Annotated in this window: 10 protein-coding genes; 1 reads left to right on the forward strand and 9 read right to left on the reverse strand. The window is 54.6% G+C overall.

Annotated features, from left to right (window positions below; all coding sequences use genetic code 11):
- Positions 1-102: 102 nt before the first annotated feature.
- The 4 genes from carB to C5523_RS23255 all read right to left on the reverse strand — a co-directional run bounded on the left by carB (position 103) and on the right by C5523_RS23255 (position 6,671).
- Entirely contained in the window at positions 103-3,327 is a 3,225-nt protein-coding gene (gene carB, locus C5523_RS23240) for a carbamoyl-phosphate synthase large subunit (RefSeq protein ID WP_079497285.1), read from the reverse strand.
- 19 nt (positions 3,328-3,346) lie between these two features.
- Complete coding sequence (gene carA / locus C5523_RS23245) at positions 3,347-4,495, reverse strand: glutamine-hydrolyzing carbamoyl-phosphate synthase small subunit (protein ID WP_039078307.1); 1,149 nt, start codon at positions 4,493-4,495, stop codon at positions 3,347-3,349.
- A gap of 457 nt (positions 4,496-4,952) precedes the next feature.
- Entirely contained in the window at positions 4,953-5,774 is an 822-nt protein-coding gene (gene dapB, locus C5523_RS23250) for a 4-hydroxy-tetrahydrodipicolinate reductase (protein ID WP_039078306.1), read from the reverse strand.
- Between the two features lie 270 nt (positions 5,775-6,044).
- On the reverse strand, positions 6,045-6,671 hold the full coding sequence (locus C5523_RS23255) for a hypothetical protein (protein ID WP_108702057.1): 627 nt from the start codon (positions 6,669-6,671) through the stop codon (positions 6,045-6,047).
- Positions 6,672-6,763: 92 nt separating this feature from the next.
- On the opposite strand from C5523_RS23255, the gene C5523_RS23260 reads away from it, so the two are divergent.
- On the forward strand, positions 6,764-7,684 hold the full coding sequence (locus C5523_RS23260; RefSeq protein WP_108702058.1) for a LysR family transcriptional regulator: 921 nt from the start codon (positions 6,764-6,766) through the stop codon (positions 7,682-7,684).
- Here C5523_RS23260 and rihC read toward each other — a convergent pair.
- The 5 genes from rihC to ileS form a co-directional block, all read right to left on the reverse strand.
- Positions 7,668-8,582, reverse strand: coding sequence for a ribonucleoside hydrolase RihC (rihC, locus tag C5523_RS23265; RefSeq protein WP_108702059.1), 915 nt, complete (start codon positions 8,580-8,582; stop codon positions 7,668-7,670). The two genes, C5523_RS23260 and rihC, sit on opposite strands and share 17 nt — an antisense overlap.
- A 65-nt stretch (positions 8,583-8,647) precedes the next feature.
- Entirely contained in the window at positions 8,648-9,598 is a 951-nt protein-coding gene (gene ispH, locus C5523_RS23270; protein WP_039078302.1) for a 4-hydroxy-3-methylbut-2-enyl diphosphate reductase, read from the reverse strand.
- Positions 9,579-10,049 (reverse strand): FKBP-type peptidyl-prolyl cis-trans isomerase, encoded by a 471-nt coding sequence (gene fkpB, locus C5523_RS23275; RefSeq protein WP_039078301.1) that lies wholly within the window; start codon positions 10,047-10,049, stop codon positions 9,579-9,581. The genes ispH and fkpB overlap by 20 nt, the downstream gene beginning before the upstream one ends.
- A 97-nt stretch (positions 10,050-10,146) precedes the next feature.
- On the reverse strand, positions 10,147-10,647 hold the full coding sequence (gene lspA / locus C5523_RS23280; RefSeq protein WP_071193614.1) for a signal peptidase II: 501 nt from the start codon (positions 10,645-10,647) through the stop codon (positions 10,147-10,149).
- On the reverse strand, positions 10,647-13,496 hold the full coding sequence (gene ileS, locus C5523_RS23285; protein ID WP_079497288.1) for an isoleucine--tRNA ligase: 2,850 nt from the start codon (positions 13,494-13,496) through the stop codon (positions 10,647-10,649). The genes lspA and ileS overlap by 1 nt, the downstream gene beginning before the upstream one ends.
- Between the last annotated feature and the right edge of the window lie 14 nt (positions 13,497-13,510).

Below are 13,510 nucleotides of genomic sequence, written 5' to 3' on the forward strand. Positions count from 1 at the left end.
CGTTCAGCACGAATGGTATGGATAAAAAAACGGCTCCTGAACAGGAACCGTTTATTTAATCGGTAATACTGTGCGCTGGTCTGCGCAGCACTGCGCAGCAAGTTACGCTTTAATCTGCGCGTGCATTTCCTGAACGGAGGTCACCTTCTCGGTGGCATCGGCGTTCAGCGCCATCGCGGTAGCAAAACCACCGTTCAGCGTGGTGTCGTAATGCACTTTGTACTGCAGCGCGCTTCGGCGAATGACCCTGGAGTCTTCTATCGCCCGACGGCCTGCGGTGGTGTTGATGATGTAGGTGTATTCGCCATTCTTAATACGGTCCTGAATGTGCGGACGACCTTCATGCACCTTGTTCACCAGACGCGGATTAATACCGGCTTCACCCAGGACAATCGCCGTACCGTGGGTTGCATCAAGCTCGAAACCGAACTTGAGCAGCTTCGCTGCCAGGTCAACCACACGCTCTTTATCCCCTTCACGTACAGAAAGCAGCGCACGACCCTGTTTCTTCATCGTGGAGTTGCTACCCAGTTGCGCTTTAGCAAACGCTTCGGCGAAGGTACGGCCCACACCCATCACTTCCCCGGTAGAGCGCATTTCTGGCCCTAACAGCGGGTCAACGCCCGGGAATTTATTGAATGGCAGCACTACTTCTTTCACTGAGTAGTACGGCGGGATAATTTCTTTGGTGACGCCCTGCTGTGCCAGCGTCTGACCGACCATCACACGCGCCGCCACTTTCGCCAGCGGTACGCCGGTGGCTTTGGAGACAAACGGTACGGTACGCGCCGCACGCGGGTTCACCTCAATCAGATACACTTCGTTATCTTTTACCGCAAACTGGACGTTCATCAGACCGCGAACCTGCAGTTCGAAGGCCAGTTTCTGCACCTGCTGGCGCATCACGTCCTGGATGTCCTGGCTCAGCGTGTAGGCTGGCAGGGAACAGGCGGAGTCGCCGGAGTGCACGCCAGCCTGCTCGATATGCTCCATGATGCCGCCAATCAGCACCATTTCGCCGTCACAGATAGCGTCAACATCCACTTCTACCGCATCGTCCAGGAAGCGATCCAGCAGGACTGGCGCATCATTGGATACGCTCACTGCGGTCTGGAAGTAGCGACGCAGGTCGGCTTCGTCGTAGACGATTTCCATCGCACGGCCGCCCAGTACATAAGACGGACGCACTACCAGCGGGTAACCAATCTCTTTCGCCTTTTCAACCGCTTGCTCAATGGCGGTGACGGTGGCGTTCGCCGGTTGTTTCAGTTTCAGACGGTCAACCGCCTGCTGGAAACGTTCACGGTCTTCGGCACGGTCAATGGCATCCGGGCTGGTACCGATAACCGGTACACCCGCCGCTTCCAGCGCGCGCGCCAGTTTCAGCGGCGTCTGACCGCCGTACTGCACGATAACGCCTTTCGGCTTCTCGATACGCACGATTTCCAGCACATCTTCCAGCGTTACCGGCTCGAAGTAGAGACGGTCGGAGGTGTCATAGTCGGTGGAGACGGTTTCCGGGTTACAGTTGACCATGATGGTCTCGTAGCCGTCTTCGCGCAGCGCCAGTGAGGCGTGTACGCAGCAGTAGTCAAATTCAATCCCCTGACCGATACGGTTCGGGCCGCCACCCAGTACCATGATTTTATCGCGGTCCTGGTTCGGATTCGCTTCACACTCTTCTTCATACGTGGAGTACATGTAAGCGGTGTCGGTCGCGAATTCTGCCGCACAGGTGTCCACACGTTTGTAGACCGGGTGCAGGTTGTACTGATCGCGCAGCTTACGCACTTCCGTTTCGCGCACGCCTGCCAGTTTAGCCAGACGCGCATCGGCAAAGCCTTTACGCTTGAGCATACGCAGGAAATCCGCGTCGAGGCCGTTAATACCCACTTCGGCGACTTTCTCTTCCAGACGCACCAGTTCTTCAATCTGCACCAGGAACCAGCGGTCAATATTGGTCAGGTTGAAAACGCCATCAACGGACAGGCCTGCACGGAAGGCATCGGCGATGTACCAGATACGCTCAGCGCCAGCGTCTTTCAGCTCGCGACGAATTTTGGTCAGCGCTTCCGGGTCATCCAGGCTCACTTTCGGGTCAAAGCCGGTGGCGCCGACTTCCAGGCCGCGCAGCGCTTTTTGCAGGGATTCCTGCTGCGTGCGGCCAATGGCCATCACTTCACCGACCGATTTCATCTGAGTGGTCAGGCGGTCATTGGCGCCAGCGAATTTCTCAAAGTTGAAGCGCGGGATCTTGGTGACAACGTAGTCGATAGACGGTTCGAAGGACGCCGGGGTACGGCCACCGGTGATATCGTTCATCAATTCGTCGAGGGTGTAACCCACCGCCAGTTTCGCCGCCACTTTGGCAATCGGGAAGCCGGTCGCTTTCGAGGCCAGTGCAGAGGAGCGAGAGACACGCGGGTTCATTTCGATAACAATCAGACGGCCATTTTTCGGGTTCACCGAGAACTGAACGTTAGAACCGCCGGTTTCCACACCGATTTCACGCAATACCGCCATCGAGGCGTTACGCATGATTTGATACTCTTTATCGGTCAGGGTCTGTGCAGGCGCAACGGTGATGGAGTCACCGGTGTGGATGCCCATGGCGTCGAAGTTTTCGATGGAGCAGACGATGATACAGTTGTCGTTCTTATCACGCACCACCTCCATTTCGTACTCTTTCCAGCCAATCAGCGACTCATCAATCAGCAGCTCTTTTGTCGGGGAAAGGTCCAGACCGCGTTCACAAATCTCTTCAAACTCTTCGCGGTTGTAGGCGATACCGCCGCCCGTTCCGCCCATGGTGAAGCTGGGTCGAATGATGCACGGATAGCCCACGTCAGCGGCAACGGCGAGCGCCTCTTCCATATTGTGCGCGATACCGGAACGCGCGGTTTCCAGGCCGATTTTCTTCATCGCCACGTCGAAACGGCGGCGGTCTTCTGCTTTATCAATCGCGTCAGCGGTAGCACCGATCATAGTGACGCCGAACTCGGCCAGTACGCCCTGGCGTTCCAGCTCCAGCGCACAGTTCAGCGCTGTCTGGCCCCCCATGGTCGGCAGCACCGCATCCGGACGCTCTTTTTCGATGATTTTGCGTACCACTTCCCAGTGGATCGGTTCGATATAGGTTGCATCCGCCATTTCCGGGTCGGTCATGATCGTCGCCGGGTTGGAGTTCACCAGAATGACGCGATAACCCTCTTCACGCAGCGCTTTACACGCCTGCGCACCGGAGTAGTCGAACTCACACGCCTGACCGATAACAATCGGGCCGGCGCCAAGGATCAGGATGCTTTTTATGTCTGTACGTTTTGGCATGGCTCTTTTTCGCTCCTGATTATTTAGCAGACTGACGGTAAATCTCAATTAACTCGATAAAATGGTCAAACAGCGGCGCAGCGTCGTGCGGGCCCGGGCTTGCCTCAGGATGGCCCTGGAAGCTGAATGCCGGTTTATCCGTGCGATGAATCCCCTGCAGGGTGCCATCAAACAATGACTTATGCGTGACGCGCAGGTTTGCAGGCATGGAGGCTTCATCTACTGCAAAACCGTGGTTCTGTGCGGTAATCATCACGGTGTTGTTATCGATATCTTTTACCGGGTGGTTGCCGCCATGGTGACCGAACTTCATCTTCACGGTTTTCGCGCCGCTCGCCAGCGCCAGCAACTGGTGGCCAAGACAGATACCGAATACCGGAATGTCGGTCTCAAGGAATTTTTCGATTGCCTCGATAGCATAATCGCACGGTGCCGGGTCGCCAGGGCCGTTAGAGAGGAAGATACCGTCCGGATTCATTTTCAGGACATCTTCCGCCGACGTTTTCGCCGGAACGACCGTCAGACGGCAGCCTCTGTCCACCAGCATACGCAGGATGTTACGTTTTGCGCCGAAGTCGTACGCCACGACATGCAGCGGCAGTTCATCTTCGCTTTTCGCTTCCGGCAGTTCGCCTTTCAGTGTCCAGCTCCCCTGCGTCCAGCTATATGGCTCGGCAGTCGTCACTTCTTTCGCCAAATCCATCCCGTTCAGCCCCGGGAAGCTTTTCGCTTTCTCCAGCGCCAGAGCGGCATCCAGATTGTCCCCGGCGATGATGCAGCCATTCTGTGCGCCTTTTTCACGCAGCAGACGCGTCAACTTACGGGTATCGATATCGGCAATCGCCACGATGTTATGGCGTTTCAGGTATGAAGAGAGGTCTTCGGTATTACGATAGTTGCTGGCAATCAGCGGCAGGTCGCGAATGACCAGGCCTTGCGCATGTACCTGAGAGGATTCTTCATCGGCGGCATTGGTGCCGACATTACCAATATGGGGATAAGTAAGGGTGACGATTTGGCGGGAGTAGGAAGGATCAGTGAGGATTTCTTGATAACCGGTCATTGAAGTATTGAAAACGACTTCCCCAACCGCCGAACCTGTTGCCCCTATGGCCCGACCGTAAAACTGGGTTCCGTCTTCCAGAACCAATAGCGCTGACTTAATCAAAACACCCTCCAGAGAATATTCACTCACTTTATTTGCATATTAATTCAATTATAAGCCTCGAATCAATGCAAATTTGCGTAACCGCGAATTTTTTGCAAACGGCGGCATTCTGGAGACATGAAGGGTAAAAGTCAACTCATAGCGCATCTTTTTCATGTCTTTTTGCGCCCCAGAAAAGAATAGCACGATTTAGAGGGCAAAAAGATCACATTACCGGCGGAAGGAAAACGCTTGCGTCGCCATAAAACTGGTTACATGGGCTCAGCTCTAGTAGAAAGTGGACCAAACGGTCAAAATTTACATTTCAGCAACCATAATGAGACGGAAGATAGTCATTAATAGAGGTTTAAACGAGGAAATCACATAAAATCGGGAAAAATAAAAGGGCAATAAAATACTGCCCTATGCAATCAATGCATTACGACTGCAACAACCACATCACGATGGGTAATAAACTTTACAAATTGTTCAGATCCAGCACATCTCGCATGTCAAAAAGGCCGGCTTCTTTGTTTTTTAGCCATAAAGCAGAGCGAACAGCGCCATTAGCAAACGTCATTCGGCTTGATGCTTTATGGCTAATTTCAATGCGTTCACCGATATCAGCGAACATCGCTGTATGTTCGCCGACAATGTCGCCCGCGCGAACGGTAGCAAAGCCAATTGTGCCCGGTACACGCTCGCCGGTATGGCCTTCACGTGCATAAACCGCACAATCTTTTAAATCTTTATTCAATGCCTGGGCAATAGACTCTCCCATAGCCAGGGCGGTTCCTGACGGCGCATCTACTTTATAGCGGTGATGTGCTTCGATGATTTCTATATCGGTGTAATCCCCCATCACCTTCGCCGCTTTTTCCAGCAGCTTAAGCATTACGTTCACGCCAACGCTGAAATTCGCCGCAAAAACAATGGCAATCTCTTGCGATGCCTCGCGAATTGCCGCTTTGCCTGCATCATCAAAACCGGTGGTACCGATAATCATCCCTTTGCGGTGCTGGCGACAAAACGCCAGATGAACAAGGGTTCCCTCCGGACGGGTGAAATCGATCAGTACATCAAAATCGTCCTTTACCGCCTGCAGATCGCTGCTCACGGTAACGCCTGTTGTACCCACGCCAGCGAGCTCTCCTGCATCGCTGCCCAGCAGGGAAGAACCTTCACGCTCCAGCGCTGCGCCAAGCGCGACGCCATCCATCTGCTGGGTTGCCTGAATTAACTGGCGGCCCATACGCCCGCCGGCCCCCGCGATGGCTACGCGGATTTGTGCATCATGCATAGTTGTACTCTTTTGTTAATGAAATGCTGAAAATCGTTCTCAGATTAACCAGCCCGCGTCGGGGCTACCAGCCGAAAACACCGATAATTAGAATTAAATGATAAACAGCGGGAAATATCAGTAAAAGACATGTGTTCGCATGTTGCGAATTGAATAGCAAAACCCACAGAAGACACTGATCATCGGTATACTAAGAAGATTTTCCACTACAGCGATGCGTTACCACCTCGTCTTTTACTGCATGACAACGCACCGCACATCAGCGAACGGTCAGCGTTCGTCCACTGTATAGCTGACCACGAGCTGACCTTTTTTCATTTTGACATTGGTAAGTGTGATGAGCCCGATTTCACGCAGTGCGCTGACATGGGTGCCGCCGCAACCATAGGCAGGCAATTCGCCGAAGCGAACGTGCCGCTTTCCTTCGGAAAAGCCGATGTGTCGCGGCAGATTTTCCTCCATCCACGCACTGATTTTTGCCGTTAACATCTCCGCAGTGAGAGTCCCGTTACCGCTAAAAGTAATGCGCCCCTCACCTGGCCAGTGATGGGCTTTTACAGGCTGCCAGCCGAATGTTTCACCTGCATAACCAATCAGATGTCCGGCCGAATGCCAGCGAGCATGAAGATGACGTAATTCACCGTCGACACTGAGCGTGACCGGGCCTGGCGCGACCGGCGTGGCGGTGCGATGCCATACCGTCTCACCGTCGGCGAAAACGCGTTGTACGGGCACGCCGTCGATGGTTCCGCCATCAGAAGGCTGACCGCCTCCCTGTGGATGAAAGAGCGTGGCATCCAGCTCAATCACATAACCGTCCTCCCCATCGGGAATACATTGCACAACATTGGCCTGGCCCTGTGTCTCATCACAGGTGTAGTAATTTCGTGTTGTCATCTTCTTCCTCCTGATTACACGACCAGTATATTATCTTCACTGGCTTTGATAATCCGTTGCGCTCTCAACACACTTTTGCCTGGCAGACACAAATGAATAACACCCTACTTCCCGATCTCGCGACCTTTGTTCTGATTGTCGATCAGGGCAGCTTCTCTGCCGCCGCCCGTGTTTCCGGCGCGACACCATCTGCAATGAGCCGCTGCGTTTCACGCCTTGAGCAGGAGCTGGGTAATAAATTACTGCACCGCACAACGCGCAAACTGCGGCTGAGTGAGTCCGGGCGTAGCGTGTACGAACATGCGCAAATGATGCTCGACGCCGCCAGACAGGCAATGAATGCTGGCAGCAGCGTGCAGGATATTGCGCAAGGCACCCTGACTATCAGCGTGCCCAAAGCCGTTGGGCGATTTGTTATCCACCCCCTCATGCGCGAATTTCTGGTCCGTTATCCGCAGGTTGATGTACGGCTGCGTCTGGAAGATCGGTATATGGATTTAATTGATGACGGCGTCGACCTGGCGCTGCGCATTACCGACTCGCCTTCTCCCGGCCTGCACGGTAAGCCGTTAATACCGATTAAGCATCTGATTTGCGCCACGCCGGAATATCTTCGCCAGCACGGCACACCCGAGCAGCCGGAAGATTTACGCCAGCATAGCTGCATCAGTCTTGGCGAAACGCCAGCAGACTCACGCTGGAAATTTCGTAAGCGGGGCAAAAGCGAAACCATTCAGACCCACGGACGCTATGCCGCTAACCACACCGGCGTGCGTCTTGATGCGGTGCTGAACCATCTGGGGATAGGCAGCCTGCCGCTGTTTACCGCAAGTGCGGCACTGGCGCGAGGTGAGATAGTTCAGGTGCTGCCAGACTGGGAATTTATTAGCGACTACTCCGGGCAGCTCTGGCTACTGTGGTCTTCAGGAAAGCATATGCCCGCCAGAATGCGGGCAATGATTGATTATTTAAGTGAAAAGATGCCGCTGGTCTCGCTTACGGCGCCTTACTGAGTACGTCTGCAACCCAGGCGCGGAATGCATCGATATCAATACCCAGGGCCACCTGCGCATTCGCGGGTTTCCCCAGACGGCCTTCAATGTCCACCACAGTCGTGCCCGCCGTATACGTGCCCTGGGTTTCCACCGCCACAAAGCAGGATTTCAGGGTAAAAATGTCCGGGCGCACCAGCCAGGCAATCGCGCAGAGATCGTGCATCCGTAGCCCGGTCGCCATACTGCCGCTGCGGTAGTGGCTAAACAGGGCATGCAGCATTTTCCCGGTTTGATTTCCCGATGGCAGCATAGACAGATAATCCGGGGTAAGCGTTGCATGGTTAGTCACATCCAGACCGCACATCACAATCTCCAGCCCGCTTTCAAAGACACGCGCAGCCGCCTCCGGGTCGATGGCGATATTAAATTCGGCATTCGGCGTGAAGTTACCGCGTCCGGCAGAGCCACCCATCATCACCAGACGACGAATGTTGAACTGACATTCCGGGTAGTGGGATAACAGCAGGGCGATGTTGGTCAACGGGCCAATCGCTACCAGTGTGACCGGCTCCGGTGAGGCCATGAGCACATCGCGGATCGCCTGAAACGCTGGCTTTGCCAGCGGCTGGCGCTGATGTTCAACAAAGTTATAGCCTTCCATGCCAGATTCACCGTGGACACTTGCCGCATCGCGCAGCGGGCGCAGCAACGGCGTTGCCGCCCCTTTCGCTACCGGAATATTGGCATTCCAGAAGTGAAGCAATTGCAGAGCGTTACGGGTGGTTTTCTCCAGCGAGACATTACCTGCGACCGTGGTCATCAGTTTGAGATCAAGCTCAGGAGCAAAAAGCGCAGCGGCAATGGCAGCCGCGTCGTCAATACCAGGATCGGTGTCGAGAATAATCGGCAGGCGCATACATCCTCCATAAAAAATGCCAGGCGTCAGGCCTGGCATCTTCTCATAAACTCAAAGCGAAAAAGTTATTCGACTTCGCGAACATCGACCCGCAGCTCTTTCGGTACTTCGAAAACGATATTTTCTTCACGGCCTTCAAGCGGAATGGCTTCCCCACCGCCAAGCTCCTGCAGACGGGAGATAACGTTTTGCACCAGAACGTCAGGCGCCGATGCCCCGGCCGTTACGCCAACGCAACTGATTTCGCGCACCCACTCTTCCTGAATATCAGAAGCATCATCGATCAGGTAAGCGGATTTCCCCATACGCTGGGCCAGCTCCGCCAGACGGTTGGAGTTCGACGAGTTCTTCGAGCCGACAACCAGTACCACTTCCGCCTGTTCCGCCAGTGCGCGCACGGCTTCCTGACGGTTGGTCGTGGCGTAGCAGATATCATCTTTACGCGGCCCGACAATTTTCGGGAAGCGCTGACGCAGCGCATCAATCACGTCGGAAGTATCATCCACGGAGAGTGTCGTCTGCGTCATAAAAGAGAGCTTATTGATATCTTTGATATTGAGCGTCTCTACGTCTTCCGGCGACTCCACCAGGTACATTCCCCCTTTCGGGTTGCTGTACTGCCCCATGGTGCCTTCGACTTCCGGATGACCAGCATGGCCAATCAGGATGGCTTCTTCCCCACGACGACTGGCGCGAGCGACTTCCATATGCACTTTGGTTACCAGTGGGCAGGTGGCATCAAAGACGGTCAGATCGCGGCTTTTCGCTTCGTTACGTACCGCCTGTGAAACACCGTGAGCAGAGAAAATCAGGATCGCGCCGTCCGGCACTTCGCTGATTTGCTCGATAAAAATCGCCCCGCGTTCACGCAGGCTGTCTACCACGTAACGGTTGTGGACCACTTCGTGACGGACATAAATGGGCGCGCCATAAATCGCCAGCGCGTTTTCAACAATGCTAATCGCGCGGTCTACGCCCGCACAAAAACCACGTGGGTTAGCCAACAGGATCTGCATGCATCCCCTCCAGTGCCGGTTCCACTTCCAGCACGTCGACATCAAAATGAACGGTCTGCCCTGCCAGCGGATGGTTAAAGTCAACGGTAATAGAATCACCGTTGATCTCACGGATCACGCCTGGCATTTCGCTGCCATCCATTGCGGTAAAGAGCATAATCGCGCCGATTTCGGGCTCACCCGCGTCCATAAAATCACGGCGCGAGAAATATTGAATCAGATCGGGAACCGGCGTGCCAAATGCCGCGTCCGGTTCCAGCGAAAACGCTTTTTTATCGCCTGCTTTCAACCCCAGCAAGTGCTGCTCAAGCCCTTCGGACAGCGAACCATCCCCCAGACGAAACAGCGCAGGTTTACCATTGTTGCGGGTTGACTCAGCGGTGGAGCCATCTTCGAGTTTGAGCGTAAAGTGCACCAGCACCGCGCTATTACTCTGTACAGATTTTGACATGCAGGTACGCTCACTTGTTTTGCCCGGTGACGATAACGCTTACCGGGCCTGAGGATAACCCAGGCCGGACAAGCGTAACGCCGCCCGGCAGGTTTTGTTACGCCTGTTTCTTCGCAGCCGCGTTCGGCAGGAAGCCTTCCAGCACAATCAGCGCCGCGCCGACGCAAATGAAGCTGTCGGCCAGGTTGAAGGTGGCGAAATGCCAGTCGCCGACATAAAAGTCAATCATATCAACGACAAAACCGTGCCACAGGCGATCGAACAGATTGCCTAACGCACCGCCGATAATCATCGCGTAGGCGATATTGTTCAGCTTCTGCGAGGCTTTTGAACGGTACATCAGTACCGCCAGCACGACAGAAATACCGATAGCGATACCGGCAAAGAACCAGCGCTGCCAGCCACCGCTGTCCGCGAGGAAACTAAATGCCGCGCCATAGTTACGCGCGTAATGCAGATTAAGCGACGGGAACAGCGGCACCGTATCCCCCAGCGCAAAATGCTGGAGGATAAGGAACTTACTGCCCAGATCGATAATCAGCACGACGACGACCAGCCACAACCAGCGTAGCCCTGTTGAAAAGATCGGTTTACTCATCAGGCAAACTTACGTTTTTCGCCGTCACCGGCGACGTTGCTGACACAGCGTCCGCAGATTTCTGCGTGTTCCGCTACCTTGCCGACATCCTGAGTGTAATGCCAGCAACGCGGGCATTTCTCACCTTCGGCTTTGCTTAACGCCACTTTCAGACCTTTGAGCAGCTCGCTCTGTTGGGCATCAGCACAAGCGTTGGCATAATCTTCAACTTTCGCACCGGAGGTCAACAGGACAAATCGTAATTCGTCACCCAGCGCCGTCAGTTTCGCAGACAGTTCCGGTTCAGCGAACAGGGTTACTGCCGCTTCCAGCGAACCGCCCACTTTCTTGTCGGCACGCGCCTGTTCGATAACCTTGTTCACTTCGCCACGCACTTTGAGCAGTTCATCCCAGTAGGCGTCGTTCATGGCTTCGGTTTCCGCCAGACCAAACAGCCCCTGATACCATTCGCCGGTGAACACATATTTTTCGCGCTCGCCTGGCAGGTAGCCCCAGATTTCATCTGCGGTGAAGGACATGATCGGCGCCATCCAGCGCACCAGCGCTTCTGCGATATGGTACAGAGCAGTCTGGCAGCTACGACGGGCAACGCTGTCCGCCTTTGCGGTGTACTGACGATCTTTGATGATATCGAGGTAGAAAGAGCCCATCTCGATGGAGCAGAAACGCATCAGGCGTTGCACAACTTCATGGAAATCATAGGAGTCGTACGCGCTGATGATATCTTTCTGCGCTGCCTGCGCACAGCCCACCGCCCAACGATCGAGTACCACCATCTCTTCCGGTTTCACCATGTCTTTTGCCGGATCGAAACCATTGAGGTTCGCCAGCAGGAAGCGCGCGGTGTTACGAATACGACGATAGCTATCGGCGGCACGTTTGAGGATCTCATCGGAAACCGCCATTTCACCGGTATAGTCGGTTGATGCCACCCACAGACGCAGGATATCCGCGCCCAGTTTGTTCATCACGTCCTGCGGAGAAACGGTATTACCGATAGATTTGGACATCTTACGGCCCTGACCATCGACGGTGAAGCCGTGGGTCAGTACCTGGCGGTAAGGTGCTTTGCCTTTCATCGCGACGCTGATCATCAGAGACGACATGAACCAGCCACGGTGTTGGTCAGAACCTTCCAGATACATATCCGCTGCGTGGCCGCCAAATTCCGGACGCGCGTCAACCACAGAGTAGCTTGTTGAACCGGAGTCAAACCAGACGTCCAGGGTATCCGGCACTTTCACGTAGTTGTCAGCGTCATCGCCCAGAATTTCGCGCGGATCGAGATCCCACCACGCCTGAATGCCGTCTTTCTCAACGTATTTAGCGACAGCTTCCATCAGTTCAGTGGTACGCGGATGCAGCTCTTCGGTGTCTTTATGCACGAACAGCGCCATCGGCACGCCCCAGGTACGCTGACGGGAGATACACCAGTCAGGACGGTTCGCGACCATCGATTCGATACGTGCTTTACCCCATGCCGGGATCCAGCCGCTCAGGTTCTCTTTCGCCAGACCTTCCTGCTCAATGCGATCGATCTCTTTGAGAGACTGAATGCGCAGGCCTTTCTGATCCATGCTGACGAACCACTGCGGGGTCGCACGGAAAATGATCGGCGACTTGTGGCGCCAGCAGCACGGATAGCTGTGTTGCAGTTTTTCGACATGCAGCAGTGAACCGTTGTCACGCAGCAGGTTGACGATAATATCGTTCGCTTTGAAGACGTTTACGCCATCCAGAATCGGATACGTACCCGGCAGATATGCCCCATCCGGGCCAACCGGGTTAGCGATTTCCAGACCGTATTTTTGGCTGATGGTATAGTCATCAGGGCCATGACCACCGGCGGTATGCACTGCACCGGTACCGGCTTCCAGCGTCACGTGGTCGCCCAGGATCGCAGGCACATCAAAATCGAGGAACGGGTGTTTAAAACGCATCAGTTCCAGGTCAGAACCTTTCACCACACCCAGCACGGTAAACTCACTGATACCAGCGCGTTTCATCACGCTTTCCAGCAGATCTTTCGCGAGGATCAGCGCCTGCCCTTCAACCTGCACCAGCGCATAGTCAAATTCCGGGGACAGAGAGATAGCGCGGTTCGCCGGCAGCGTCCACGGGGTGGTGGTCCAGATAACCAGAGAGACAGGACCGTTAACGCTGGCAACGCCAAATTTCGCTTTTACCGCGTCGACATCGACGGCATGGAACGCCACGTCGATAGACGGAGAGGTTTTGTCGTAATACTCAACCTCCGCTTCCGCCAGCGCAGAACGGCAGTCAACGCACCAGTGCACCGGCTTGGCGCCTTTATGCAGGTGACCGTTACCGATGATTTTACCCAGCGCACGGATAATGTTGGCTTCGGTTTTGAAGTCCATGGTGCGATACGGATGTTCCCAGTCGCCCAGTACGCCAAGACGGATAAAGTCTTTGCGCTGGCCATCGATCTGGGTCGCAGCGTATTCACGGCATTTTGCACGGAATTCCGCGGCGGTGAATTTCTCACCCGGCTTACCAAATTCCTGCTCTACTTTCAGTTCGATAGGCAGACCGTGACAGTCCCAGCCCGGCACATACGGCGAGTCGTAACCCGCAAGGCCTTTGGACTTCACGATAATGTCTTTCAGAATCTTGTTAACAGAGTGACCAATATGAATGCTGCCATTCGCATAAGGAGGGCCATCATGCAGAATGAAGGTTTTTTTGCCTTTTTTGGCTGCACGAATGATGCCGTACAGGTCATCATCAGTCCAACGCGCCAGCATTCCCGGTTCGCGTTTGGCGAGGTCGCCACGCATCGGGAACCCTGTTTCCGGCAAATTCAGGGTTGATTTATAGTCACTCATCAGATTCTCGGTTC

This window comes from Phytobacter sp. SCO41 (assembly GCF_003073275.1).
Lineage (GTDB): Bacteria > Pseudomonadota > Gammaproteobacteria > Enterobacterales > Enterobacteriaceae > Phytobacter > Phytobacter diazotrophicus.

Bases quoted from the DNA above. Each gene is read 5' to 3' on its own strand.
- carB (WP_079497285.1), bottom strand. From the start codon at position 3,327: ATGCCAAAACGTACAGACATAAAAAGCATCCTGATCCTTGGCGCCGGC.
- fkpB (WP_039078301.1), bottom strand. From the start codon at position 10,049: ATGTCAAAATCTGTACAGAGTAATAGCGCGGTGCTGGTGCACTTTACG.
- lspA (WP_071193614.1), bottom strand. From the start codon at position 10,647: ATGAGTAAACCGATCTTTTCAACAGGGCTACGCTGGTTGTGGCTGGTC.
- C5523_RS23255 (WP_108702057.1), bottom strand. From the start codon at position 6,671: ATGACAACACGAAATTACTACACCTGTGATGAGACACAGGGCCAGGCC.
- ispH (WP_039078302.1), bottom strand. From the start codon at position 9,598: ATGCAGATCCTGTTGGCTAACCCACGTGGTTTTTGTGCGGGCGTAGAC.
- rihC (WP_108702059.1), bottom strand. From the start codon at position 8,582: ATGCGCCTGCCGATTATTCTCGACACCGATCCTGGTATTGACGACGCG.
- dapB (WP_039078306.1), bottom strand. From the start codon at position 5,774: ATGCATGATGCACAAATCCGCGTAGCCATCGCGGGGGCCGGCGGGCGT.
- C5523_RS23260 (WP_108702058.1), top strand. From the start codon at position 6,764: ATGAATAACACCCTACTTCCCGATCTCGCGACCTTTGTTCTGATTGTC.
- ileS (WP_079497288.1), bottom strand. From the start codon at position 13,496: ATGAGTGACTATAAATCAACCCTGAATTTGCCGGAAACAGGGTTCCCG.